This window comes from Halosimplex aquaticum, assembly GCF_028747785.1.
Lineage (GTDB): Archaea > Halobacteriota > Halobacteria > Halobacteriales > Haloarculaceae > Halosimplex > Halosimplex aquaticum.
In genome coordinates this window covers 1,823,141-1,847,017 of record NZ_CP118158.1, presented here as the reverse complement: position 1 = coordinate 1,847,017, position 23,877 = coordinate 1,823,141, and the positions used below count along the sequence as shown (strand labels likewise).

Below are 23,877 nucleotides of genomic sequence, written 5' to 3'. Positions count from 1 at the left end.
TATTTCTAGGGTATTCGTTGGTTGGTCCGGAGGCTATTGTGACCACCATCGAGTTTGGGACCAAAACAGCAGCCGACGCGATTCGAGACGAGTACGACGACCACCTGTGCAGCAACGACGACCGGCGCCTGAAAGCGGTCACATTTTCCTCGGACACCCCCGAGCACGTGGTCGACCAGGCCCGTCAGCGCGCTCTCGACTCCCGTGCCGAGCGGGAAGGGGGCGCCGGGCAGGCCCCCCTGAGCGACCAAGAACGGGAGCAAATCGACTTCTCCGAGGGGCGCGCAAACGTGCCGTGGGCGCGCTCTATCAAGGCAATCGCGGCGGATGAGGGGGTATCAGACTGGACGGCCTACGTCGACCCGTCCCTCACCGTCGATGAGCACCGGGAAGTGATGGCCGACGCCGCCCGCGAGGGAGGGGGCAAGCGCCAGGAGGACACTGAGACGGCCACCGAGAAGGCGGGTCGTGCGTCCCGTCGAGCGCAGGCCGAGGGATGCGACCACGCCCGAGGCCACTGCGAGAACGGGGACACCGACGCCTGCGAGTTCCTACAGGAATCGTGCGGGTACGACCCCGAGGAGGTCGACCAGATACTCGGCGACACCCGTCACGTCGAGGACGACGACCCCGAGCAGCGAGAGTTAGTCACGGTCGGCGGGGGCGAGTACCCCGAGATGGAGGTGACGGCCCAGGAAGCGAGGGCGCTTCGCCAGTCGTGGCAGGGGTACAAGGGGGCGGTATCGGACATCGAGGAGGCCCAGGAGAGGGCGCGAAAGGGCGTAATTCACGCCCGCCAGGCGGTCCGGGCTATCAACGCGATTCGAGGCCAGCACGACCAGGGGGAGATCCACCCCAACCGCCTGCACGATCTCCTCGAATCCCTGGCTCAGATGCCGGGAGACATCCCCGAGGTGCGGACCCTCGACCACTTCCGGGGGCGGCAGACCAGGGGGACACCCACCAACGTCCACCAGCCGATAGGCGCCCGACCCATCGAGCAGGGCCACGGCCGGCGGGTCGAGCAGGGCCGTAGCGGCGGCCAGTTCGCCCAGGAGATGCAGGGGACGCTGGGCGGGGATACGACCGTCACCGAAGACCGCCAGTTCACGCTGACAGGCGAGGACGCCAGCGAGGCGACCGGCCCGCTTCCGGCGGACTGGACGCGCCGCGGGACCAACTGGGAGGCCGGCCCGTACAAAGTGCAGGTCGACGGCGACCCCGCGGCCGGGTTGTGGGACGTGAAGCTCTACGGCGACGGCGAGCGGTTCGAGATCGCCGAGGTCCGCGATGCGACCACCGCCGAGCGGATCGCCGAGGAGTTCACCGACCGAGTGGCCCCCGACGAGGTGAGTTTCCACAGCTCCGACTCGACCGTCATGGAGGCAGCGGCAGCGGCGAAGCGAGAGGCGACGAACGACAGCGGCGGACTCTCTCACTACCAATGAGCGACATCCAGACCATTCACCGGAAGGACGACCGAGGCGCACAGATCACCGAGCGAGTCGTGACCGTGACCGACGCGAAGGGCGACGAGTTCGAGCACGTTTTCCGCGCCGTCGACGGCGGCCACGAGTACCAGGGCGACGGCGACCCGCCTGAGTCGGCGGTCGAGGCCATCGAGGCGTTCGAGGAGGGCAGCGATGAGTAACCGACGGTTCAGCTTCTCCGTCGAGGTCGATCTGGTCCTGCTGTACGCCGCGGTGTGCCTGCTGTTCCTGCTGTACCGCGAGCAGCAGAAGACGCGCGCCGCCGCCGAGGCCATCCACGCCGAGCAGGTCGACCCGATCACCATCGAGACCGAGGACCAGGGCGAGAGTGAGGAAGAGAGCGATGCCTGATCCGTACTGGTGCCCGGTCGACGGGTGCGACTACGGCGAGGACGAGGAGAAGGACCGCAGCAGTGTCCAGGGCCACATCAACGCGAGCGCCAGCCCCGAGCACGACTGGAGCGAACTGCGCGAGCAGGTCGACGCGCAGGCCGAGGACGGCGAGGGAAACGGGGATGGCGAACAGCCCGACGAAGCTACTGGCTCAGAGGAAAGCGAGCCATCGGAAAGTAGCGACGCCGAGGACGAGGACAGCGAGGACGGAGACAGCACCGAGGAGGACGACATGGCAAGCCGAGAGGAGTACGAGACCCAGCACACGGACGGGAGTACAGACGCCGACAGCGACGCCGAGAGCGGCGGCAGCGACACCGAGGGGGGCAGCGACAGCGGCGGGTCGCTGTTCCCGAAGCTGTCGACCAGCCAGGTGGCCCTGCTGCTCGGTCTGACGGCCGTGGCGGTGCTGCTGTACGTCCGGTACAAGGACGACGGCGCCAGCACGTCGACCGGCGGCGAGTCGAGCACGTCGACGGAGACGGCGACCGAAGACGTGACCACCGAGACGCAGGACACCGACCCCGATCCGGCCGCGGGCGGCGAGGAGAGCGGCGAGTTCAGCCCGCTCCCGCAGCAGGGGGGTAGCGAATGAGCGACGCTGACTCCGACGCCGAGGAGGTCGAGGCCGAGACGGTCGAAGGCGAGGAGTCCGACCCCGAGGACCAGCCCGACATCGAGGAGGACGAGCGCGCCGATCTCGACATCGGGGACATCGACCCGGACGACGTGGAGAACGAGGCCGGCCGCGACGCCAGCGAGGAGAGCGAGAGCGACGCGGACACGTCCCAGGAGTCGGGCGAAGACTCCGGTAGCGCAGACGGAGACACAGGCGGGTCTACGTCAACGCCCTCGAACGGGAAGACGTGGGGCGACATGTACGTCACCGGCCTGGCGACCATGACCGAGGCGGCGAAGGACGAACTCGGCGAGGGTGGCGAGGTCGAGGAGTCGCTGGCCCGGCAGATCGGGCTGGATGAGCACTTTGACGAGTGGCTGGACTCCCAGGGAATGGGCGAGGACATGCCACCCGGCCAGGCCGTGATGGTCGGCACCTGCATGTTCCTGATGGTCGAACTCGGCACCGACAGCGAGATAGTCAGCAAGGCGATGAACGGGGGTTTCTGAAATGGTATTCGGCGGCGCGAAAGAGAAGATGATGGAGCGCACGGTAGCCAACAGCGACGCGATGAAAGCGGTCTCGACCATCATCGCGGGGCTGGAGGTCGAACTACTCAGTGAGGTCAAGCGCCTGGAGGATGCGGCCGGCGTCGACCACCTCGACGAGGTGCCGACGCAGGAAGAACGTCAGGAGACGCTGCTGGGTCTCGTACAGGCGAAGATCGGCGGCGACGGCACCGACTTCTACGCCGAGGAGGTCATGTCCGAGCACGTCGAGAACCCCGAGGACGCTGCGGCGTACCTCTCCCTCGAACCCGAGGAGTGGGAGGAGCAGATCAGTAACTGGGCGGAGACGTACCGGGCGAAGGGCGTCAGCGAGGACCTGGCCGACCGGGAGATAGCCGACCAGCACGTTCAGCGGAAGTTTGGTGTCTCGCTCGGCGAGTTCGAGACCAACGTAGTCGAGTGGGACCAGCGGGCGATGATGGAGAAAGTGCTGGCCGGCAACGTCTCCAGCGCGGTCGAGGGCGTCCGCCTGGTCCGCGAGTCACTGGAGGACTGACCCGTGACTGTCTTCGACCTGACCGGGGTGGCCTTGGAGGCCGTTCCGGGGCTGGCGGCCGCGGCGGGGAAGCCACTTCTCGCATCGGTCGCGCGGTTCCACGTCCAGCGCGGCGCCCGGCGCGGGATGGCCCTGGAGTCGCAACTGGAGGGCTCACTGTGAATCTGCTGCTGGCGGCCATCTCCGGCTGGGGAAAGAGCTACCACGCGCAGGGCATCATGGAGGAGTCCATCAGCGACTACTCGCATTTCATCGTTCTCGACTTCTGCGACGAATACCGCGGACTCGTGAAGGCCGGACTCGCCAGTCACGCGATTGTCGGTGAGGTCGAGGCAGGGCTGGGGGTGAGCGGCTGGATGGACGTGCTCGAACAGAACAAGAAGGTCGTTCTCGCCCGTGTCGAGTCGATGACCGTGGACGAATGGCGCCAGGTCTGTGCGGACGTTATCGAGGCCGGCCGGCGTCTCGATGATCCGCTGTTCGCTATCGACGAGGCGCACTTCGTCGCTCCGCAGGGAGAGAAGTGCCCGAAGCCCATCACCGGGCTGGCGACCACCGGCCGCGGAGAGGGCGCTTCCGCGCTGTGGATCACCCAGCGATTGAGCACCCTGGAGGAGACGGTGATCGCCCAGTGTCAGAGTCGGATGCTCGGCGGGTTCAACACCGACAGCGACCTGAACAAGATAGAGGACCCGCTGGAGTACCCGGTTGACGCGCACAACGCTGGCGGCCACGATGTGCGGGGCCTGCCCGAGGACCTGCACGCGGACGATGAGGGCGGTATCAGTGTCCGCCGCTGGGAAAACGGGGACGGGGACACGGTTGGGAGCGAGTGGCTGTTTTCGGACGACAGCGGCGACATGAAGCGCATCAACACCCGCGGGATGGACATGCAGACAACCCACTACGGGTCGCAGGGAAATCCCATCAGCCTACCAACCTACTGATGGTGACCAAAATCACGCTCTACGACGATGACTCGGACAGATTCGAGGAGATCCGGGAACGACTGGACGAGGCGTTCCCCGGTTCGACTCCGAACAACGCCGAGGCCGTGCGGATGATGATGGACATGGTCGACATCGAGGAGCAGCGCCCCCGCGCTTAGGAAACTCTATTTCCCCGAGATTCCGCCAGTTCGTTGCTAACTTTAGTGATTTGGTTTTGAACAGTCGGGCGCATGGCAGAGTATGGTGATGCCTTCGACGTGCTGGCCGACTCCGACACCTGGATGAAGATCGGGGTCGCTGCCGGCGCGTTCGCGGGCGCAACTGTCGGACGTAACGTCATCGAACAGCGGTTCGGCTACACGCAGGTTCCGGACGAAGCCTACGGCCTCGGTACGGTCGCCGGTTCCGCGATGTTCCTCGACGGGGACATGAGCAAGTTCGCTATCGTGGGCGGCGGTCTCCACACGGTAGAGGCCCTGGCGCGTCGCTTCAACATCAAGCAGCGGGTCGAGAACGCAGGTGGTAACTGATGGGGGTGAACATCTTCGCGGAGAAGGGCAACACCGCCGAGCACGTCACCACCGAGCAGAACATCGTCGGCACGGACGACGTGGTTCTTCGCGTCGACCCCGAGCGCGGCACCTTCCTGCGGCTGCTCAATCAGGTCCCGCAGGGCAGTGGTGAGGGCATCCCTCACTACCTCGATCTGCGCGACGCCAACGGCGACCCGCTCCCGCCTCAGACCGCCTTCGAGTGGCGACTGAAGGTCGCCGGCCAGTCGCAGGCGCTCAAGGTCTCCGAGGAGGTCGACAACATCGGTGACTGGCTCCAGCTTTCGCTCCAGCAGCAGCGCCACAACGATCACGTCGACTCGACGAAGGTCGGCCTGCGCAACCCCGAGGCGAACGGCGGCGGTCCCCGTGCGCAACTGGACGTTCGGGACATCGACGAACTCCAGTTCGTCCTCACCTGCCCGACCAACATCGACTGGTCGCAGTCGACCGCCTACGTCGAGAGCAACGCGCTCCGCGGGCCGTTCACCAAGGACTGAACCATGAGTGAACAGATCCTCAAGCAGCTGTCTCAGATGGGCCGGAACCCCGGCAACATCGGGGTGCAGACGCTCATCGACCAGGGCGAGACGTACAGCAGCACGACCGGCGAGAACAGCGAGATCGCCGAACTGCCGATCACGACCGCCCACCGGGTCCGCGAGGGCCGAGACAACCCGTTTCGGGTCGCTATCCCGGCCTACGAGAAGTTCACGACCGACGGGACGGCGGGCAACACGGAGACGTTCAACCTCTCGCACGACATCATCAAGTGTCCGAACACGCAGGACATCGTGGTCTGGGAGGGCGGCACCTACGTCGGGCAGCCGGACGCGGTCGACTACGCCAACGACTCGTTCGACTACACGGACGACGCCACAGCCAACAGCCTGCACGTCTGGTACATGCCGGACGGGGGCGCCACGCTGGAGATCCAGAAGGCAGTCCCGTCGGGCGGGTCGAGCGGGTCCCAGCGCCTCTACGAAGGCTCGCTGTCGCTCATCAACAAGACCGACCAGACCGAGCAGCCCGAGTTCTTCAGCCTCGATGAGACGCAGCTACACGGCTGGCTGCCGACGGACATCAAGCTGGAGGTCTACATCCGAGCACCGTACACGGTCCGTTTCACCGACCCGGACGGCGACGGGGCGCAGGCGTCGAACGCTCGCCTCTCGATTCCTGTCTTCAAGGGGCAGGACTCGGTGTCTGGCTTCGCCGGACTGGTGAAGACGGACATGAGCCAGGCGTAGGGTAGCCTTCCTCACATCCACTTATGGCAGAATTTCAATCCCTTTGGGAGACGCAGACGAACGGCCAGCAGGGCCAGAGCGGACCGCAGATCACGACCACCGAAGATTCCGGTGATGCCGACGTGACTGCGCCCACCAGCGACGGCAGCGGTGCCGTCGAGGGCGGCCCTGTTGCGGGCGCTATCGAGGGCTCGAACTACACGGTCGAGGAGGTGCAGGTGATCCTGTTCGCGGCGAACGTGGCCATCCTCGCCTACTTAGCGTACAAGGAGGCGAACCGATGAGCCCCTGGGTCGACGCCACGGACGGCAACACCACCGACGGCGGCAGCAGCGAACCCGCCACCAGCGATGACGTGGACAGCGGCAGCAGCAGCGGCAGCTACCAGTGGGTCGACGGTCAATACCGCTGGGTCGAGGACAGTTCGAGCGGCAGCGACTCGGACAGCAGCGACTCCAGCAGCGACTCGGATAGCGACTCGGGAAGCGACTCGGGCGGCCTGCTGGACAACGGTTTCGTCAGCGGCGACACGTCCGACTCGGACAGTAACGACTCGGACAGCAGCGACTCGGACAGCAGCGACTCGGGCGGCCTGCTGGACAACGATTTCGTCAGTGGCGAAACGTCTGACTCCAGCACCGACAGTTGGGAATGGTCGTCCGGTTCGTCCGACTCCAGCGGCGACTCGGGCGGGTCCGACAGCAGCGACTCCGGTAGCGACTCGGGGAGCGGAGGCGTCCCCGACCCGGTGCCGGTCGGCGAGCAGGTCAGCGGCGTCGACGTGCCCGGCAGCTACGTCAACGTGGTCGACGTGACCCGGCTGCACATCGAGGAGTCGAACCCGACGCGAGGCGGCTACGCGACGGTTCAGGCGGAGTTCACCAACCGGATAGGCCAGTCGGTGAACATCAGCGAGGCGGTCACGGTCAACGGGTCGCAGGTGGCGACGGTCTCGGCGTCCCTGCCGGCGAACGGGACCGAGAGCGTCACCATCGACGCGCCGGTTCCGCTCCAGGCCGATGCCGTCAAGGTGACGATCGCCGACAACTCCGTCAGTCGGAACACGTCGGACTACCTCGAAGGCCAGGGTATCAGCATCTCTCCCGACCCCCCGCAGGTCGGCAACGATGTCGAGCTTTCGCTGACGTGGGTCAACAGCATCGGCCAGCAGATCAACCGGACGCTCCCGGTGATGGTCAACGGCCAGCAGGTCGACAGTCGGACGCTGACGCTCGGTCCGCACGAGTCGCAGCACATGACCGTGAAGGTCAACGTGCCCGCCAGCGACCGCTTCGACGCCTCTATCGGGCCGGCCTCGTGGTCGGTCAACACCGACCAGAGCAGTTTCTACGGCGGTGACGGCGGATTCACGACCAGCCCGGACCAGCAGGGGCCGGATGCCGTCGAGGGCGACAGCGGCGAGACCACCAACGAGGACAGCCGCGACGTGCTCGACGGGAGCGGCGGCGACTCCGGTAGCGACTCCAGCGGCGACTCCGGTAGCGACTCCAGCGGGTCGGACGGCGGTGACTCCGGCGGCGATCCGCAGGGTTCGAGCGGCGGAAACGGCGCTGACTCGGTTGTCGACACCATCACGAACCCGTTCGCAGGCTTCGGCGGTGGCAACGACACCGGGGGCGGGTCCGATTCAGGATCTGGCTCCAGCGGCCCGCCGGTCGAGATGGTCGCCCTGGCCGCGCTGGCCGGTGCCGCGATCCTGCACAGGAGGGCCAACTGATGCCGTGGACAGACGCCCCGGACGGCAACACCACGGACGGCGGCAGCAGCGACCCCGAAACGACCTGGGACGGGACGGATCCCAGCACGACCGCTGAGGACGCCGCCGATTCCACCGAAGACACGAACTCGTGGATCGACTGGTCCGACTCGGACGGCGACGGCGCGCTGTACGAGGGGAGCGACCCGCTCAACCTCGGCGGTAGCGACTCCAGCGGGTCGGACGGCAGTGACTCCAGCGGCGACTCCGGCAGCGACTCCAGCGGGTCGGACGGGTCGAGCACGACCGACCCCTGGCAGGGCGGCGACAGTGACCCGTCGACCCAGATCAGCATCGGGTCGCCGCGCGTTCCGAACCGCGCCCGGCCGGGCGAGAACGTCGACGTCTCCGCGAGCGTCACGAACAACGCCACGTTCATCGGCCCGGAGGACCGCTGTGACAGCTCTGCCATCGGTCTCGAAGGCATCGAGGTGCGCCTGGAGGTGCTGGTCGACGGCCAGCGCGTCGATAGCTCCAGCGCGTGCATCGCCGGGACGGGCTACACCACCGAGTTCAACCTGACGTGGACCACGCCGAACGTCTCCGAGGTGCAGACGAAGACGGTCGAGTACGTGGCGAAGGGCGCCCAGTCCGGGGAGGTGAAGGACCGCCTGGAGCAGACGATCACGCTCGACCCCGACGCCCCCGAGCAGCCGGACGACAACAACGGCGGGAACAACCCGCTCGGCAACCTGCTCGGCGGCATCGGCGGCGAGGGCGGCGGCCCCATCGAGAAGATCGCGATGATTCTGGCGCTGTACATGGTCGCCCAGATGGTCATGCAGATCATGGCGACCACGAGCGGCGCGGGGATGGTGAGACGATGAGTCTCGGCGTCCTCGATGTCGTGGTCACGCTCCAGGCCGCGAACCTCGTTATCTCGGTGGTCAACGCCCGCCAGGTCGGTGAGGACAGCACAGCGCGGAAGAAGGCCGAGAAGGCCCGAGAGACCGCAGGAGACGCACACGAGCGGCTGGACCAGCACATCCGGCAGAAGCACGCCGAACGGAGGGCAGACTGACATGGCAAAGATAGAGGTCGAGGTCGAGGAGATGGAGGTACAGGAGCACCGAGAGCACGCGGACAAGGCGCCGGGAGGTGTGGAACCCGATGCAGGTGGTGCCTGAACCGGACGAGGGGGATATCCCCATCAACGAGGCGCTGACTCGGATGGTGACGGGCGGCAGCAAGCTCATCGCCACGTTCAAACCGGAACAGCAGACCACCACGTTCCGCCTGCCGTCGCTCGGTATCTCGAAGCACCCGAGCACGACCTACGAGGTCCGAGCGGACGGAAACAACGTCTACGGCCCGGCGCCGATCCCGCCGACGGACGTAGACGATCTGGTCACTACCTGGTGCCCGGCGCTGACGTTCCAGCGCAAGCTCCAGGTCATCGTCCGAAACGTTGGCGATCAGGATCGGTACTACACCATCCAGCCGGTCGGGTACGAGGAGGTGGATGCGTAGATGCCCCTGGACACTGACACCGAGGTCGACCAGATTCGGCGCGTCCGGGACTCCAACAACGACCCGAAGGCGGCCGCCAACGAGGAGCAGCAGCGCCAGCAGACCACGCTTCTCGGGACCATCAGGGACCGCCTCACGACCATCCGCGACACGCTCTCGACGCTGCTCTCGGTCCAGCAGAACAAGAGCGGCCTTCAGACCGCTCGGCACACTACGAGCGGCACCACGACCGAGCAGCTACCGAGCAACGCCGTCGCAGACGGCGGGACCGTGCTGGTCTGCGGTCTCCGGGGTAACTCGGGGAGCGTCTACGTCGGCGACGCCAACAACCAGCCCGTCACCCTCGAATCGCACAAAGACGTGTTCGAGGCGAAGGTCGACAACACCGACAAGATCCACGTCAGAACGCCGACCGCTGGCGACGGTGTGGGGGTGACTTGGGAGGCATGAGTCCCGCTTTCTCCGGTGCCCCTGCGCACCAGTTCGACTACGTTCAGAGCGCAGAGCCGTCGAATCCCGAGGGCGGTGAAAGCTGGTTCGACACCGACACCGCGGAGACGAAGGTGTACGACGGCAGCGCGGGGACGTGGGCGCTGATGACGGTGACAGATCACGGCGAACTCGCCAGCGTCGCCGCGGGCGATCACTTCAGTCCCGGCAACGTGCTCACGTTCAACAGCGGCGTCCTCGACCTCGTGTTCGGGAACCCGCTGTCCAACTCGAACGGGACGCTTGGTCTGTCGCTCACCGGCCCGATGACCCTCACGAACGGGTCGCTCGACGTGTCTCTCGGCAACGCGCTGGGCCTCTCGGCTGGGTCCATTGCGGTCCAAGAGGGCAACATCAGCCACGACAACCTTAGCGGCATCAACTCCGCTGACCACCACACGCGCTACTCCGACAGCGAGGCGCGCACCGCCGTCGACGGCGCGAACGTCTCCATCGCGGGCGACGCGGACACGGTCGACGGCAAGCACGCCAGCGACCTCGGCATCACGACCGCCGCGGAGAGCGGTACCACGACCGGGAACATCGCCGCAGACACCTCGAAGACCATCAGCGTCAGCTTCACGAACACGTACGCCGCGGCCGGCGGCGGGGCCTTCGCCTACCAAGACGGCACGAACTCCAACAGTACGGACGTGAAAGGCGGGTTCGAGGGCTGGCAGACGGACAGTAACGGCAACATCACCGGCATGGCCATCCGCGTCAACAACGCGGACAGCAATTACGAGCGGTCCTACGTGGCGAACTGGAACGTTTTCGGTGAAATCGCATGATTGAAACGCTACAGATGACGGTCCCGGAAGTACCGACTCCCAGCGCGAAGGTGCTGGGCATCGTGCTGCTCGCGTTCCTGGGCGGAATGGCCGTCCCGACGCGCTACGGCCTGCTCCGGCTGCGGGGCTTCGGCCGCCTGTTCGCTTCGAAGATCCCGGCCAAGCCCCCGGCGGGCATGGAGCGCGAGCAGTGGCTTCGACAGGCCGACGCGCCGCTCGCTCGGGGTCATCCCGACGGCGGCGCCGAGGTCGAGGCCGGCGCCGACCAGGGCGACGCCGACTCCGGCAGCGGCCAGACTCCCCCCCGGGATGAGACCGGGAAGTTCACCAGCGGGGGTAACTGATGAGGCGCCAGTTCCCGGCCGAGGCGCTGCCTGACGGGAACCTGGCGGTTCCCCATCACTACTACCTCGGGGCCATCATCCTGCTCATCGCGGTGATGGTGGTCTGGGACAACTACCCGGAGCGCGAACCCGTGTGGGCCGGCGCCGCGGTGCTGTTCGGCCTGTACGGCTTCCTGTCGGCCTGGCCGCGGTACCCGCCGCTGGGAGCCGGCATCGTGCTGGCGTCGACGGCGGTGGCCGTCACGGCGCCGTTCCGGCCGGCCTGGTGGCGGCGCTACCCGTACCGCTGGCAACTGGTCGCGGTGCTCGGCGCGCTGATCATGCTGGATGACGCGGTGTCCCATTCGCTGGGCGTGTGGACACCGCTTGACGCGGTGTGGAAGTCAGACATCCGGCCGGCGCTCGGCCTGGGCTAATCTTTCTCCCCCTGTCCGCATACCGTCGTTTCCGTTCAGGCTATATGTTACTGCTTGCTGTTATCTATGCGAGATAGTGTCCGCTTCTTAGTACAGAGATGGCATAGTGGTTCAAGTGGATCAAATTTCACGGTTACCAATAACACCAAATGAAAGCGGTTCACAGGAGTCAATATGGGCAGTTCTGACGGCCCCCCAGATTCTAATTCTGATCGAGTTATCCAAAGTGGAGGGTGTCATAGAACTCTTCTCACACCGTGATGATCGTGCTTCCCGGATTGTCTCCACGTTCGTAGTTGGTGATCGCGATGACAAGGCGAAGGCACAGCGCGAGGAACACCTGCGCTCGTGCGTGGACGCGGCCTCGGGCGTGGGTGCGCCCGAGGCCGCAGTCCTTCACTGATTCGTTGGTTCGTTCAACTCCCGTGCGGCGGTTGTACGTCTCATCTAGCGTCGGTTGCTTCAGCTGAACGTCTTCACTGTGTTCCTCGATGCGGTCTTCGACCCTGTACTCGATATCGAGCGGGTCGTCGGTGTTTCGCGCGTTGTACGGAGCGACTGGCACGACCCCTGCGGCCAGCAGGTGGTCGTGCCAGTCGAGCGTGTCGTAGGCGCTGTCACCGACCATCCAGATCGGTTGCTCGACGGCGAGCGCGTCACGGGTGACGCGCATCGCCGTCTCTTCTGGTGCTTGTTTGCTCTCGGTGAACTCCGCTGCGATCGGTATCTTTTGCCCGGTCGAGACGATTGTACAGCCGTAGCCGTAGTAGTACTCGTCCTTGGTTGGATCGTAGCACTTTGACGCATCTGGGTCGGCTGGCATCGCCCTCACGTCGGTCGAATCGATACAGTAGGTCAAGTCGAGCAGGCCGCGGCGGGCGGCCTGCTCGACGAGGTGATCGAACACCTCGTTAGCGACGTGTTCGAGGTCGGTGAGGAAGCGATCGACCGCGTCTCTCGACGGCGGTCGATCGAAGCCAGCTCAACCAGACGACCGTGTTCCGAAGCTCTCGTTCGACGGGGCGGATGCCGTAGATATCTTTGTAGTAGCAGTGGAGAAAGCCACGCATCAGCTCTGGTGGTTCGTGGTCTCGTGTTCGCCCCGTCTGCGCCGGGGCGAACACGTCAAACTCTTCGAGAAATTCGAAGGAGAGGTGCTCGAACAGCGCTAGCGTCTCTGTCTCCACGACATTGAAGAACGACTCTACCGAAGGATCATCTTGCAGGGTCGCTGAACTCATCCACCTCAGCGTTCACCCTGCTCTTTGGTGTGCTAATCGTTCTATGACACCCTCGTCATGGAGGCTATCCGGACGTGGTCGTATTCCCGGCTGGATAATCGAGACGTATGGGACTCGGAGCCGGGCGAACACGGGGAGAATGAGTGGCCAGCACCGATTAGCAACTGGGCTACCGCGCTGTACGAAGACAATGGATACCGTGTTCTTGTACGCGGAATCTTTCTGGGCGGCTCACCCGACAAACAGGTCGTTCCACAGCGAATATACGTCGTCGAAGACAGTCTACACGTCGAACTTGAAAAAGTCCGTAGCGACGCTGAACTCATCTTTGATGTGGAGGAATTCGTCCCATACGAGGTCAGCGTCGAATTTAACGAGCAGATCGATAAACCCAAACTTCCCCGACAAACAGTCGTCGAGCACTATCGTAACGACTCGTCCATTTTCCAGACCTCGATCGAGCGGTGATATTCTATTCGCAGGCGTACTGAGCAGGTGATTCATCCTCGACAGCCCTGAAATCAACAACCTTGTGAACTGTTCTACGACAGCGTGCTGGGCTGTGTATCTGCGATCTTTCAACGGGTTTGTATCCCCCCGAGACGATGCGGGAGAGATCTGCTCGTCTCCCGTCTGTCGTTGTTCCCAAAACGACGGCTTCGAAGTCCATGGTGTCAGAAATGAAAAAACAGTCAGAAGTCAGTAGTACCGCCCACTCGTTTTCAGTGCATCACCAAGCAGTCTTTTCCGACTCCGGAACTGCCCACGATGACGGGGACGAACGTACCTCAATCGGCGAGAACGGCTTCCTCGAACTCGATGATACCCCTTCCGAGACAACGCTGTTCGATCACGGAGTGGACATCGATACCAGAACCCCGACTCCTCGTATCGAAACAGGTGGGAGTGACGAGTTCGTCGACGATCGTCCCGTCTCTGCCGTTCGCGAACGGTTAGGAGGAGATAGTCAGGACTCTGAATACCCTTCTCAGCAGGGGATGCTCTTCGCCAGTACGGATGCTGACCAGCGAACGCTCGACGGAGAGCAAGCGAGTGCTCGTTTCATGTTCGACCATCGGCGTCAGCGGGGTCGGATCGACGAGCAGGAGTACTAATCCCACTCTATCGCCTGGTCGGGTCAATTCGGAAACTATTCTGCGTTCTCTCCTCGAAGTCACTTAAATAGGATGGTGGTCAACCCAGTGTGAGTCTCTCCAATGACTGCCGATGACGAACGCAGATATAACCCGTTCTACGATCCCGACGATTGCGATACCGGGATCTTTCCGGACCACAACGGGACCTCGAACGACGAGGTCGACGAGGTCCATCCACTGGATGATGAGTTTGGAGACCGCTATGATCCTCCGTCGCCGGAAGATATCCGGCGCCACAGCGTAGGGTGTACCACTTGCGGAGCCACTCTCTCGAGTGACCGAACTGAATGCGCTGTTTGTTCGACTTCAGACCGTTCAGGCCCCGCTGCGCAGAACGAACAGGCATCTGGAAACGACGGAGGAAGTCTCGTTTCGCTCGTCGATCGATTGATCTTCGCAATAGTACCTGCCTCTTCCCGGTTCGAAGCAATCGTCCGTGGAACCCGAGGTTTACACCGGCGCGATACGAGTGGTACCTTTCCGAACGACTTCGGCGGTGAAACATTCGAGCTTGTTCATAACCTCAGCCGCCGAGACCTCATACCGTACGCTCGTAGATGGGGTGCTCTCCCGGATGCAGTACCAGTCGCCACCAAGACGGGCCTCCAGCTGTTCACGCAGGCCAGAAAGCGGACATCATGGACCGATGGAGCGGAGGCCTCCGTCGACGGACCGGCTGAGCGGGCGTATCTCTTCAGTGAAGCGGGGACTGCAATTCACGATCGAACTCAACTAGTCCCTCTCTTGGCTGAATATCCTGCTCCGAGCGATGAAGCAGATTGCTCAGTTCCAGATATGGGGCGTGGAGAAGAGGAACTCTGGCTGGTTCCCGCACTCGGTTTTAAAGCAGTTCCCAGGACCTCCCAGACCTCCCTCGACGCTTCGAAAGATGACCGCGAGCGTCTCTATTGCGACGTGTGTGCGAAACCGCGGATTCACGAATATTGCGATCATCACCGGCTTACTCCAGACAATGTCGAGGGAGACCACCCCGAAGGAAACCCCACTGATCTCTATTCTGAGGCCGATGCGGTCACTTTCTTCATCTGGTCTTGTCGTAGATGTCGGACGGACAGATACGGGCCGGATCCCTACGAAGCGGCGGAATGAACCATCCGGCCCACCAGTCTGGGCTTCTCCGCTGCTCTCGCTTGATTTGTTTCTCCTCGAGGAGGTGGAGGAGAAGAGAATTGCGTCGATTCACGTCTGTAACCCAATGCACCAGCGACCTCATGGTCCCGTTCCTGCTCCACTGTACCAGCACAGTAGCAGACATCACGTCATCGAGTGGCATTGCCACCTCTTGCTTGGGAGGTGACCCCTGGTGAAGGCGGAGACCCAGTCTGCTCAGTTACTCGTCTGGGGGGCCTGTAGCGGTGAACGGTTCTCCTGGATAGTCCACCAGGTACAATACGGGACGGTCCATCGCTTGCCGGATAGCGAGCCGTGTCAACTACTCCACCCTACTTCGCTCACCCTGATGGGTTCGCTCGTGGAGGGTGGGGTTTGTCCATGAACTCGGCCTCGAACCCGTCCGGGTGGGCGGTGAATCCACCGCTCGGCGTCACTGTTCCGGACTTCAGGGCAAGCTGACTGTTGCCCGTCCGCCGAGACGACTGTTGACCTCGACGGACGTACCGTAATCCGATATTCTTCGCCGCGTTGTAATCCGCGTTTGCTTCCGCTCCGCACTTCACACACCGGAAGTCATTGCGAGTCGGACGATTCTCGTCGGCCGTGAATCCACACTCAACGCACCGTTTCGACGTGTACGCCGAACCGACTTGTTTCACCGAGATACCGACTGCTTCGGCTTTGTACTCGACTTGCTCGTACAGCGTTCGGAACGCCCACATATGCCCCCACGATGCCCCCGTCCGGTCGCGGATGTGGGTGAGGTCTTCAAACGCTATTACGTCGCAGTCGTACCGGCGTGCTTCTGCGACGAGAGCGTTCGACGCTCGGTGTAGTACGTCACGGACGTATCGAAGCTCACAGCCACTTGACTGTTCGAGCGTCCGGTGGGCGCTTCGCGTTCCTGTCTGTTGGAGTCCGGCGCGGACCTTCTCGAACTCACGGAGGTTGTGGGTCAGCTCCCGCCCGCTGAAGAAGGAGGCGGTACTGGTGACGGCGAGGTTTTCGACACCGAGGTCGATCCCGAGGACCGTTCCGTCCTCGGCGGTGTTCCGCTCGGTATCGGTCTTCGGTCGGCGGAAGCCGATGTGTAGGAAATAATTACCGTCACGGGCGGTGAGCGTGCTTTCTGTGGCGCTCCACGCATCCGAGTCGAGATACTGCCGTTGGTACCCATCGTCGGCGTCAGGAAGAGCAAGTTCACACCGGACGCGACTTTCCGTTGTGGAGAGCGACACGGTATCGTCGTCGAACACTGTCATAGTCCGAGTGTCGTACTTCACCGTGGGGGCGGTGAAGGTGGGCTTGCTCACCGCATTGCCGTTGGTCCGGCGTTCGAGACAGCCGGTGATGGCCTGGGCGGCCTGGTGGGTGGCGAGAATCGCGTGCTGACTTCCGAGGTCGGTGTCCTCACGCACGGTGTCGTAGGCGAGGGGCTGGACGTCGCTTTTGGCGTTGCACTTGCCCCACGCCATGTCGGTGGCGAGTTGGCAACCAAGCTTCCACTCGGAGATGGTTTCTTCGAGGAGGTCGCGTTGCTGGTCCGTAACCTCCAGACGAGTGATTGCTGTCCGACGCACGTAGTCGTCTGCCACAATTTCAATGTAGGTGGGTGGCTACTTATATACTCGTGTTTGTGACCAATGCGCGTGCTCCTCCTCTCCCTACTCGCTCCCTATGGTCTCTCCTTGAGGGGGACTCCGCGCTACCGCAGCAGTTGTGCACCAATCCATTGCCAAGTAGAACAGCACTGAGCCACGCAAATTCATCGTCTATTGTGAAATCGGGGTCTGGGCCGTGGAATCGTTCCTTGTCCCAAGCTACCTCATTTGCACTGCTGTGATCTCGTACGAGGTCGAGAGAATCCAAGTACCGATAGAGAGATTTCCGGTCGATATCGAACTCAGCGGCGAGCATTCTAAGGCTTGCGCCATCAAGATACTGTTGGCGTATCCCTTCTGCGTGTTGACAAACTTGGCTTTGCGATTGATGAATGGCCAAAGCGCTATCATTACTAAATTCTCGCTGGCACTGGGAACAGATGGGCACGAACTGCATAGGCCCCGTCTTCGTACTTAATTTAGAGCGTGCAGAGAATCATGCTTTTCCAGCGTACTTCGAAGTCACAGTGCCACTATCATCTCGATACTTAACGTACCGGTAGTCGCCATGGGGGCAACCATCGCACCCCGGCCCGCAGGGAATTTTTCTAATCTCGACGGTCCCATACCTCCGCAATTCTTCGTCGCTGAGCTCTTTCATATCCTCTTTCGATAACTGTTCGACCTCTTCTTGCGCTTCGCGCCGTTCCTCCGGAGACTGGTCTTTCTGGGGTTTCTTCTCGACAGTTGTTCCTTCTGTGTCGTCTCCGTCTTCGGCGACCGGTCTCGTCTTGTGCTCGATCAGCTCTTCACAGTAGGCGATGATCTGGTCTAGCGCTCCGACGTTCTGCGCTTGGAGTGGCTCAACGACCCAGTTTGCGAGATCTTCCGGAGGCTCAGGTGGCATGTCACCCGTAGAGTCCGAGTCATCAGTGGTCATCGTTCTTCCTACGCTACGGTATGAACGCATTCATCATAGTAGTAGCGTAGGAGACAGCTGATTCCGCTGGTTTGTCTCCCCCGAGAACGGCGAGGGTTCTACACATGAATACCGATACAGCAGCCTCACACCCGATTGAGACACTTTCGGGGACGGAGATGGAGGCTGTCGTAGCCGACGTCCGTCGCGTGCAGCATCTGAGCGCAATCGTCCTCGAGTCCCTAGGTCCAGACCCCGATCGTGAGACACTGGTGCGCGAGGTACTGGTCGAACTCTACGAAGCTCATCCAGCCATTCGGTTGGAGGACAGCCTTGAGCTCGTCCATCTCATAGAGTGTCCCGCCGGTTGTTCAACGAACACCGCGATTCGCACAGTCATCGAGGAGGCGTGTGAATATCTCGTCGAATGGGGGCGTCTCGGTCACCATCAATTCGCGAGGCGGACATCTCCTTCTGACAGCTAATGGCACACGATCAATCGGTCTTGGAGGATCTACCGCCCGAAAAGCTCCTCGCCGCAACGTCACTCTGCGTAATCACGCCAGCAATCCAGATGATGGACCAGGTGGAAACCCTCGAACGTTATCTGGAGTACGAGCGCGACCATCGGGATCGACCAGCAGTCGTCCGTGAACTCTCAAACCGGATCTCCGAATTACAGACGGCAAACGGAAAGAGTGGAGCTGACGATGAAGAATGCTCAGGGACTGATTCGAGAGAGATGGAACGTCTACCCGGGGGATCCCCTCGAGCTGACCGATCACGCGGTGGTTTAGATTCTGCGTGGCTCAAGAACGACTCCAGGAGACGAGAAGAGCGTGCACAGTCACAGGAAATGGACGTCGCGCTGTATAAGCAAGGAGGTATCTACGAAGTACGCTCCGATTCTGGCGGCGTTTACATGGTGGATGTCCTTGAGAAGGAATGTTCCTGTCCAGACTCGGTCGATGTCGGCGGCTGTAAGCATTATCGGAGGGTTCGTACGGATATCCTCGCCGGGCTCGTCCCTCGACCAGATGGAAAACTTCCCGAGACGACGAGCGGCAAACGGAAAAACGAACTATCCGGTGGAGGTATCCAGGCCATCTGAGTTACCCTGGCAGCAACTGTTGAACTACAGGTCCTCAACTGAAGCGGTAGCGCGGAGTCCCCTTCCTCAATGAGCGACCGAAGCGAGTGAGTCGGGAGGGGAGGAGCGCGTTTGTATCCGTCACAAACACCGATCTATAAGAATCCTCCAATCCACATTGAATACGTGGCAGACGACTACGTGCGTCGGACCGCAATCACCCGCCTCTCGGTAGATGACGAGCAACGCGAGTTGCTTGAGGAAACTATCTCCGAGTGGAAGCGTGGTTGCCAGATCGCCACGGACATGGCGTGGGGCAAGTGCAACGCTAAGAGCGACGTCCAACCCCTCGCCTACGACGACGTGCGCGAACACACCGACCTCGGGAGTCAGCACGCGATCCTCGCTACCCACCAAGCCGCAGAAGCCATCACTGGTTGTCTCGAACGCCGCTCGAACGGCAAGACGGTCAGCAAGCCCACCTTCACCGCGCCAACGGTTACATACGACGCGCGGAGTATGACACTGTTCGATGACGACACGGTGTCGCTCGCCACGATGGGGAGTCGAATCCGATGTCCGCTCGCCCTCCCCGACGCCGACGACGGCTATCAACGACAGTACCTCGATTCAGACGAATGGAGCGTCACGGAAAGCACGCTCACCGCCCGCGACGGCGAGTACTTCTTGCACATCGGCTTCCGCCGACACAAGACCGATACCGAACGAAATATCGCCGAGGACGGAACGGTCCTCGGGGTTGACCTCGGTATCGAAAACCTCGCGGTCACCAGTACCGCCTCCTTCTTTAGCGGGCGGGAGCTAACCCACAACCTCCGTGAGTTTGAGAAGGTACGCGCCGGACTCCAGCAGACCGGGACGAGAAGCGCCCATAGAACGCTCAAACAATCGAGTGACCGCGAACTTCGGTACATCCGCGACGTACTCCACCGTGCGTCGAACGCCATCGTAGACGAAGCACTCCGATACAACTGTGACGTGATCTCGTTCGAGGATCTGACCCACATCCGCGACCGCACGGGCGCGTCGTGGGGGCACAAGTGGGCGTTCCGAACGCTATACGAGCAAGTCAAGTACAAAGCCCAAGCGGTCGGCGTCTCGGTGAAGCAAGTGGGGTCGGCGTACACGTCGAAACGGTGCGCCGAGTGTGGCTTTACAGCCGACGAGAATCGCCCGAATCGAAGCGATTTCTGCTGTCAGAAGTGCGAGTCGGAAGCGAACGCGGACTACAACGCGGCGAAGAACATCGGTATGAGGTACGTCCGCCGAGGCCAACAGTCGTCTCGGCGGACGGGCAACAGTCAACTTGCCCTAAAGTCTGGAACAGTGACGCCGAGCGGCGGATTTACCGCCCACCCGGCCGGGTTCGAGGCCGAGTTCATGGACAAGCCCCACCCTCCATGAGCAAACCCGTCAGCGTGAGCGAAGTAGGGCGGGGTAGTTGACTGCCTTACTCTCTCGCTATATGAACGACTTCGTCTCGGCAAGGAATAGCTGGATTTCGAGTTCTTAGTTGATCTACTCCAGGAACTGAACATCGAACATGACTCTTCTGAGGAGTCGTAGACTGAGGGAGGGTCTTCGCTATTCGTGTCGGTATAGTGAACATGGATACACCGCTTTCCGGGGCACCCACATGGCGTGCTTGCACTCCTCCAAAAGTGCGTACACGTAACACCCTCCAATGGCTTTGAAGTGACTGCTGTCACTATCACATGTGAGCGCCCTTACCGGGCCGTGTAGCCAGTTCGGGTATTCCATAAGATTATGACTCACTTAGCCTTTGGCCTCCCATTCTCACTCCATAATTGGCTACTCGTTTTTAAATGGACTATTTCCACCCATCTATCACTAACTGTCAAAACACAGTCATGGATAGTTGCGGGATAACACCCTGAAGATCCACCTCTCAGTTACCACCGTTCAATATTCACGGCCGTTATGACTAGTCTCGCAATCCGAGTGCGATGGCTCTGACTCTTCCAGGATGTCGAACTCATACTCCAATACTGGGGCCTGTCGGACAAGAATTGAACTTCGACGTTACCCGTCGCGCTGGTCTAGGACGATTTCTTCGAGATCGTCGTTCTCGAGCCCTGCTTTGAGGAGACCCTCGTAGAAGTGCTTGTGTTTCTCAAGGGGCTCCTCGCCATCTATCATCAGCTGGCCGTTGATTTTATTGAATCGCTCCTCAACTCTGTCAACGAGTTCTTCGCTGACATAGAGGGCTGTATGTGGTCGATTTCGGCGGGTGTCCTCATTCGATCCCTCGGAATCATCGGTCTTGTCTGTCTCTTCTGGTTGGCTCGCCTGTGCTGCATTATCCGCATTATCCGTATTATCCGACTTGTCCGTACTATCCGGACTATCCGGCTCATCAACTTGCTCTTCTGGCGTCTCCTCCTCAGAATCAGCATCGTCCGGATCCGGCGGGTCGAACCGGTCCATCATCGGGTTTTCTTCGCCGCTCATAGGAACTCCTCCAGGTAGTTCGCAATGCGATTGTAGGACGCCATGACGTCTTTCTGAGCGTCTTCGTCCCACGGGTAGCCCGCTTCATCGGGGTCGTACTGGAAGATTGACGTTCGAAACTCGATCGCGTGCTCGACGACGTCCCACTCTGGGACTTTAAACACGTAATCTTCACCGAAGGTGTCGAAGAACCAGTCTTCTACCTCGCGTGCGACGTTCCCTTGAGACGGCACTTCGTTCAATACGGCGCCCATCGTTTTGATGTCGTACTGGTCGAATTTCGTTTCGATCGTCTCGATTTCGTCAAAGAGGATCTCGAGACTGTCCCTTGCAATCGTGTTCGGATGGCTGGGGAAGAGGACATTCTCGCTTGCTATGAGTGCACCATCTGATAGCGGCCCCAGGTTCGGTGGGCTATCGATTAAGATGAGATCGTATTCTGTATCCAGCCGGTCTACTGCCTTCCTTAGGGCCTCGTGGCCCCCCGCTTCGGAGTAGAGGTACTTCTCGAGGTTGAAGTTCTGCAGGTGGGATGGAATGATGTCGAATTCATCGGTTTCTACGATGAGTTGATCGAGGTCATCGTACGTGAGCTGGCCCATATCACTCAGTATGTCGAAAAGGGCATGCTCTGAATTACGATACTCATCTCTCAAGCCCATCTTAAGCGTCGCGCCCCCCTGCGGGTCGGCATCGACGACGAGCACGTCGTGACCTCGATCGCTCAATGCACCGGCTATATTGATCGTCGTCGTCGATTTTCCGACGCCGCCTTTCTGCATCGCGATTGTCACTCGAAATGTCATGGATTATCCGGCTCAGATGGATTATCCGGGTTATCCATCTTACCTTCACTATCCATCTGGTACGTCTTTGCCAATAAAGCCTTGTCAGACGAAGCGGCTCAGATTATGTGGATAATGTGGGTAATAAGGGTTATTTGGATAATAGTGGTTACCCATATAGTGCGAATAACCAGAATTACACGAGTAATCCATGTTGGCCGGACAAGCCTATAGAAGACGTCTAAACCATGTTCTCCGAATTTTCTGGATTACCTGGGGAAGGTGGATGTGGTGGATTGTCTGGATAATACGAGTAATATGGGTTCTATGGATAATCCGAATTATACGGATTGTCTGGATGTTATGGGTTATCTATACTATCTGGGTTATGTCTCTGGTGCGAATTGAGCTGGAATATATCCGGTGGCGTATTACCCGTCTAGTAACTGTTCTAAACGTTTGCGGCGCTCAATGACGTTCTGTTCGCGGTAGGACTCGTGTGTGGTCTCGATGGACTCGTGTCGGAGCGTTTCTTGTGCCAGCTCGGCGTCCTGGGCGTAGAGATCACTGCCGAAACCTCTGCGCCCTCCGTGCGGCTTCAGATACTCGCCGTCGATATGGATCTCAGCGGCCTCACAGAGTCGCTTCATCATGGAACGGGCACCGTTCTTCGAAAGCGCCGGTGGCGCGATCTCGTGCTCTCGGAGGAGTTCCATAGAGGTCGCCTCATCCACGACAGACTCGATGTCATCTTCATCCCAGCCGCGCTGTTTAAGCCCGGTCTCGACGGCGTCCGCGAGTGAAGGGTGGTGGCGAGTCGGAAACACCGGCCAGTCCACGGTTGGTGGGTTGAGAACAGTTCGGTACCGCTTCAGGCTATCGACTACCTGGTCGGTCAGGGGAATGGGCTGCTGTTCGCGGGTCTTCCCGAAGACCTCGGCGACGCCACGGTTGAGGTCCACATCGCTCCACTGGAGTCCGTCACGGTGCTCGTCGCGCGGGTCGTTGAACAGTTCGGCGCCGCGGGCCCCGGTGAGGGCCAGCATCGTCACGATTGCTCGGTCTCGAAAGGCTCGCTCTCGAACGTCGGCTGATTCGTCGAGTGCGTCGTGTGCCCGTTCGTTCACGAAATCGAGCAGTGCGCCGCGGGCCTCGGCGGACCAGAACTGGCGGTCGTGATCGCCGTGATGTTCAGGGAGTTCCTGCTTCACTCGGTTTGGACGAGCTGGGTTAGAATCGAGACGCTCGTCGTCGACGCACCAGCCGAGGAAGGCCCGGACGATGGTGAAGTACGGGCCGTTCGCGTGAGCCGAGGCCGCAAAGAGGTCGTCTTCGTCGTCGTGGACGCGCTCGCGGAGCCACTGAGCGTATCGGCGACAGTCGAGGACGTCCAGCGCATCGAGGGTCGTCACGCCGCGGTGGTTCTCCAGGTACTCAGCGAAGGTACTCAGGACGAGTTTGTTGTTCGCGCGGTAGTTCCCGGAGTCGAGGCTGGCGAGTCGCGCGTCGATCGCGACCTCGATGTCGGTCTCGGCTCCTGAACCCCCGGTCTCGGCGTCCGTCATCGGTTCGGATGCGGAGACGGCGGCCATCCACTAATACTTACTGTGTCTTTGTGTTCTAAGGCGCACTAAACGATAAATCCGGCTATTCGGCAGAAATTGGCGTTCTTGAACCCCAAGCACCCCAATTTCTTAGTTATAAACTGTATGTCGCAATACTATTTCCGCGGGCGGAAGTTGCGACTACACCGGGCATAGTGGTGGACCTGTGGGCGCCGTCGTCGAACCAGACGGTCGCGAGGGTATGGACAACTTCTTCGAGTTCGCCCGTCGAATCTCGGTCGTACAGC

Annotated in this window: 31 protein-coding genes and 1 pseudogene; 26 read left to right on the top strand and 6 right to left on the bottom strand. The window is 61.3% G+C overall.

Translation table 11 applies throughout. The features are described 5' to 3' along the window. Window positions 1–38: 38 nt before the first annotated feature. The 21 genes from PSC72_RS09315 (at window position 39) to PSC72_RS09215 (ending at window position 11,605) form a co-directional block, all read left to right on the top strand. Window positions 39–1,448, top strand: a complete 1,410-nt coding sequence (locus PSC72_RS09315; protein WP_274325605.1) for a hypothetical protein — start codon at window positions 39–41, stop codon at window positions 1,446–1,448. Beyond that, complete coding sequence (locus PSC72_RS09310; RefSeq protein WP_274325604.1) at window positions 1,445–1,651, top strand: hypothetical protein; 207 nt, start codon at window positions 1,445–1,447, stop codon at window positions 1,649–1,651. Before PSC72_RS09315 ends, PSC72_RS09310 begins: the two co-directional genes overlap by 4 nt. Then, window positions 1,644–1,841, top strand: coding sequence for a hypothetical protein (locus PSC72_RS09305; RefSeq protein WP_274325603.1), 198 nt, complete (start codon window positions 1,644–1,646; stop codon window positions 1,839–1,841). The genes PSC72_RS09310 and PSC72_RS09305 overlap by 8 nt, the downstream gene beginning before the upstream one ends. Next, window positions 1,834–2,478, top strand: coding sequence for a hypothetical protein (locus PSC72_RS09300; RefSeq protein ID WP_274325602.1), 645 nt, complete (start codon window positions 1,834–1,836; stop codon window positions 2,476–2,478). The genes PSC72_RS09305 and PSC72_RS09300 overlap by 8 nt, the downstream gene beginning before the upstream one ends. Further along, window positions 2,475–3,011, top strand: coding sequence for a hypothetical protein (locus PSC72_RS09295; protein ID WP_274325601.1), 537 nt, complete (start codon window positions 2,475–2,477; stop codon window positions 3,009–3,011). Before PSC72_RS09300 ends, PSC72_RS09295 begins: the two co-directional genes overlap by 4 nt. Window position 3,012: 1 nt before the next feature. Further along, window positions 3,013–3,567, top strand: a complete 555-nt coding sequence (locus PSC72_RS09290; RefSeq protein ID WP_274325600.1) for a hypothetical protein — start codon at window positions 3,013–3,015, stop codon at window positions 3,565–3,567. 3 nt (window positions 3,568–3,570) lie between these two features. Beyond that, window positions 3,571–3,729, top strand: coding sequence for a hypothetical protein (locus tag PSC72_RS09285; RefSeq protein ID WP_274325599.1), 159 nt, complete (start codon window positions 3,571–3,573; stop codon window positions 3,727–3,729). Then, window positions 3,726–4,514: an ATP-binding protein gene (locus PSC72_RS09280; RefSeq protein WP_274325598.1), complete on the top strand. Its 789-nt coding sequence runs from the start codon at window positions 3,726–3,728 to the stop codon at window positions 4,512–4,514. The genes PSC72_RS09285 and PSC72_RS09280 overlap by 4 nt, the downstream gene beginning before the upstream one ends. Further along, entirely contained in the window at window positions 4,514–4,675 is a 162-nt protein-coding gene (locus PSC72_RS09275; RefSeq protein ID WP_274325597.1) for a hypothetical protein, read from the top strand. Before PSC72_RS09280 ends, PSC72_RS09275 begins: the two co-directional genes overlap by 1 nt. A 72-nt stretch (window positions 4,676–4,747) precedes the next feature. Then, on the top strand, window positions 4,748–5,047 hold the full coding sequence (locus PSC72_RS09270) for a hypothetical protein (RefSeq protein ID WP_274325596.1): 300 nt from the start codon (window positions 4,748–4,750) through the stop codon (window positions 5,045–5,047). Then, window positions 5,047–5,568, top strand: coding sequence for a hypothetical protein (locus tag PSC72_RS09265; protein WP_274325595.1), 522 nt, complete (start codon window positions 5,047–5,049; stop codon window positions 5,566–5,568). The genes PSC72_RS09270 and PSC72_RS09265 overlap by 1 nt, the downstream gene beginning before the upstream one ends. Window positions 5,569–5,571: 3 nt before the next feature. Beyond that, complete coding sequence (locus PSC72_RS09260) at window positions 5,572–6,318, top strand: hypothetical protein (protein WP_274325594.1); 747 nt, start codon at window positions 5,572–5,574, stop codon at window positions 6,316–6,318. A 23-nt stretch (window positions 6,319–6,341) separates the two neighbouring features. Next, window positions 6,342–6,602 carry a hypothetical protein gene (locus PSC72_RS09255; protein WP_274325593.1) on the top strand — a complete coding sequence of 87 codons (261 nt, stop codon included), beginning with the start codon at window positions 6,342–6,344 and terminating at the stop codon, window positions 6,600–6,602. Next, on the top strand, window positions 6,599–8,056 hold the full coding sequence (locus tag PSC72_RS09250; RefSeq protein WP_274325592.1) for a hypothetical protein: 1,458 nt from the start codon (window positions 6,599–6,601) through the stop codon (window positions 8,054–8,056). Before PSC72_RS09255 ends, PSC72_RS09250 begins: the two co-directional genes overlap by 4 nt. Further along, window positions 8,056–8,922: a hypothetical protein gene (locus tag PSC72_RS09245; RefSeq protein WP_274325591.1), complete on the top strand. Its 867-nt coding sequence runs from the start codon at window positions 8,056–8,058 to the stop codon at window positions 8,920–8,922. Before PSC72_RS09250 ends, PSC72_RS09245 begins: the two co-directional genes overlap by 1 nt. Continuing rightward, window positions 8,919–9,116 (top strand): hypothetical protein, encoded by a 198-nt coding sequence (locus PSC72_RS09240; protein WP_274325590.1) that lies wholly within the window; start codon window positions 8,919–8,921, stop codon window positions 9,114–9,116. Before PSC72_RS09245 ends, PSC72_RS09240 begins: the two co-directional genes overlap by 4 nt. An 89-nt stretch (window positions 9,117–9,205) precedes the next feature. Beyond that, on the top strand, window positions 9,206–9,565 hold the full coding sequence (locus PSC72_RS09235; RefSeq protein ID WP_274325589.1) for a hypothetical protein: 360 nt from the start codon (window positions 9,206–9,208) through the stop codon (window positions 9,563–9,565). Next, window positions 9,566–10,015: a hypothetical protein gene (locus PSC72_RS09230; RefSeq protein ID WP_274325588.1), complete on the top strand. Its 450-nt coding sequence runs from the start codon at window positions 9,566–9,568 to the stop codon at window positions 10,013–10,015. It abuts the gene before it with no gap. Next, window positions 10,012–10,845 (top strand): hypothetical protein, encoded by an 834-nt coding sequence (locus PSC72_RS09225; RefSeq protein WP_274325587.1) that lies wholly within the window; start codon window positions 10,012–10,014, stop codon window positions 10,843–10,845. The genes PSC72_RS09230 and PSC72_RS09225 overlap by 4 nt, the downstream gene beginning before the upstream one ends. Window positions 10,846–10,859: 14 nt before the next feature. Then, window positions 10,860–11,189 carry a hypothetical protein gene (locus tag PSC72_RS09220; RefSeq protein WP_274325586.1) on the top strand — a complete coding sequence of 110 codons (330 nt, stop codon included), beginning with the start codon at window positions 10,860–10,862 and terminating at the stop codon, window positions 11,187–11,189. Next, entirely contained in the window at window positions 11,189–11,605 is a 417-nt protein-coding gene (locus PSC72_RS09215; RefSeq protein WP_274325585.1) for a hypothetical protein, read from the top strand. Before PSC72_RS09220 ends, PSC72_RS09215 begins: the two co-directional genes overlap by 1 nt. A 250-nt stretch (window positions 11,606–11,855) precedes the next feature. Here the strand turns inward: PSC72_RS09215 and PSC72_RS09210 are convergent. Continuing rightward, window positions 11,856–12,846, bottom strand: a pseudogene (locus PSC72_RS09210) (transposase). A 57-nt stretch (window positions 12,847–12,903) separates the two neighbouring features. Here PSC72_RS09210 and PSC72_RS09205 point away from each other — a divergent pair. Together PSC72_RS09205 and PSC72_RS09200 are read left to right on the top strand one after the other, a co-directional pair. Beyond that, window positions 12,904–13,314: a hypothetical protein gene (locus PSC72_RS09205; RefSeq protein ID WP_274325584.1), complete on the top strand. Its 411-nt coding sequence runs from the start codon at window positions 12,904–12,906 to the stop codon at window positions 13,312–13,314. Window positions 13,315–13,514: 200 nt separating this feature from the next. After that, window positions 13,515–13,961 (top strand): hypothetical protein, encoded by a 447-nt coding sequence (locus PSC72_RS09200; protein ID WP_274325583.1) that lies wholly within the window; start codon window positions 13,515–13,517, stop codon window positions 13,959–13,961. Between the two features lie 1,514 nt (window positions 13,962–15,475). Here the strand turns inward: PSC72_RS09200 and PSC72_RS09195 are convergent. Together PSC72_RS09195 and PSC72_RS09190 are read right to left on the bottom strand one after the other, a co-directional pair. Further along, window positions 15,476–16,732 carry an RNA-guided endonuclease InsQ/TnpB family protein gene (locus PSC72_RS09195; protein ID WP_274325582.1) on the bottom strand — a complete coding sequence of 419 codons (1,257 nt, stop codon included), beginning with the start codon at window positions 16,730–16,732 and terminating at the stop codon, window positions 15,476–15,478. A gap of 502 nt (window positions 16,733–17,234) precedes the next feature. Further along, a complete protein-coding gene (locus PSC72_RS09190; protein WP_274325581.1) occupies window positions 17,235–17,678 on the bottom strand; it encodes a hypothetical protein in 444 nt (147 codons plus the stop codon). Between the two features lie 104 nt (window positions 17,679–17,782). Between PSC72_RS09190 and PSC72_RS09185 the strand changes: the two genes are divergently transcribed. The 3 genes from PSC72_RS09185 to PSC72_RS09175 all read left to right on the top strand — a co-directional run bounded on the left by PSC72_RS09185 (window position 17,783) and on the right by PSC72_RS09175 (window position 20,172). Continuing rightward, window positions 17,783–18,142 carry a hypothetical protein gene (locus PSC72_RS09185; protein ID WP_274325580.1) on the top strand — a complete coding sequence of 120 codons (360 nt, stop codon included), beginning with the start codon at window positions 17,783–17,785 and terminating at the stop codon, window positions 18,140–18,142. After that, window positions 18,142–18,768 carry a hypothetical protein gene (locus PSC72_RS09180; RefSeq protein ID WP_274325579.1) on the top strand — a complete coding sequence of 209 codons (627 nt, stop codon included), beginning with the start codon at window positions 18,142–18,144 and terminating at the stop codon, window positions 18,766–18,768. The genes PSC72_RS09185 and PSC72_RS09180 overlap by 1 nt, the downstream gene beginning before the upstream one ends. Window positions 18,769–18,933: 165 nt before the next feature. Then, on the top strand, window positions 18,934–20,172 hold the full coding sequence (locus tag PSC72_RS09175; RefSeq protein ID WP_274325578.1) for an RNA-guided endonuclease InsQ/TnpB family protein: 1,239 nt from the start codon (window positions 18,934–18,936) through the stop codon (window positions 20,170–20,172). 639 nt (window positions 20,173–20,811) lie between these two features. Here the strand turns inward: PSC72_RS09175 and PSC72_RS09170 are convergent. From PSC72_RS09170 to PSC72_RS09160, 3 genes are all read right to left on the bottom strand, one after another. Beyond that, on the bottom strand, window positions 20,812–21,240 hold the full coding sequence (locus tag PSC72_RS09170; protein ID WP_274325577.1) for a hypothetical protein: 429 nt from the start codon (window positions 21,238–21,240) through the stop codon (window positions 20,812–20,814). After that, window positions 21,237–22,022, bottom strand: a complete 786-nt coding sequence (locus PSC72_RS09165) for a ParA family protein (protein WP_274325576.1) — start codon at window positions 22,020–22,022, stop codon at window positions 21,237–21,239. The genes PSC72_RS09170 and PSC72_RS09165 overlap by 4 nt, the downstream gene beginning before the upstream one ends. Before the next feature lie 434 nt (window positions 22,023–22,456). Beyond that, window positions 22,457–23,590, bottom strand: coding sequence for a tyrosine-type recombinase/integrase (locus tag PSC72_RS09160; RefSeq protein ID WP_274325575.1), 1,134 nt, complete (start codon window positions 23,588–23,590; stop codon window positions 22,457–22,459). Between the last annotated feature and the right edge of the window lie 287 nt (window positions 23,591–23,877).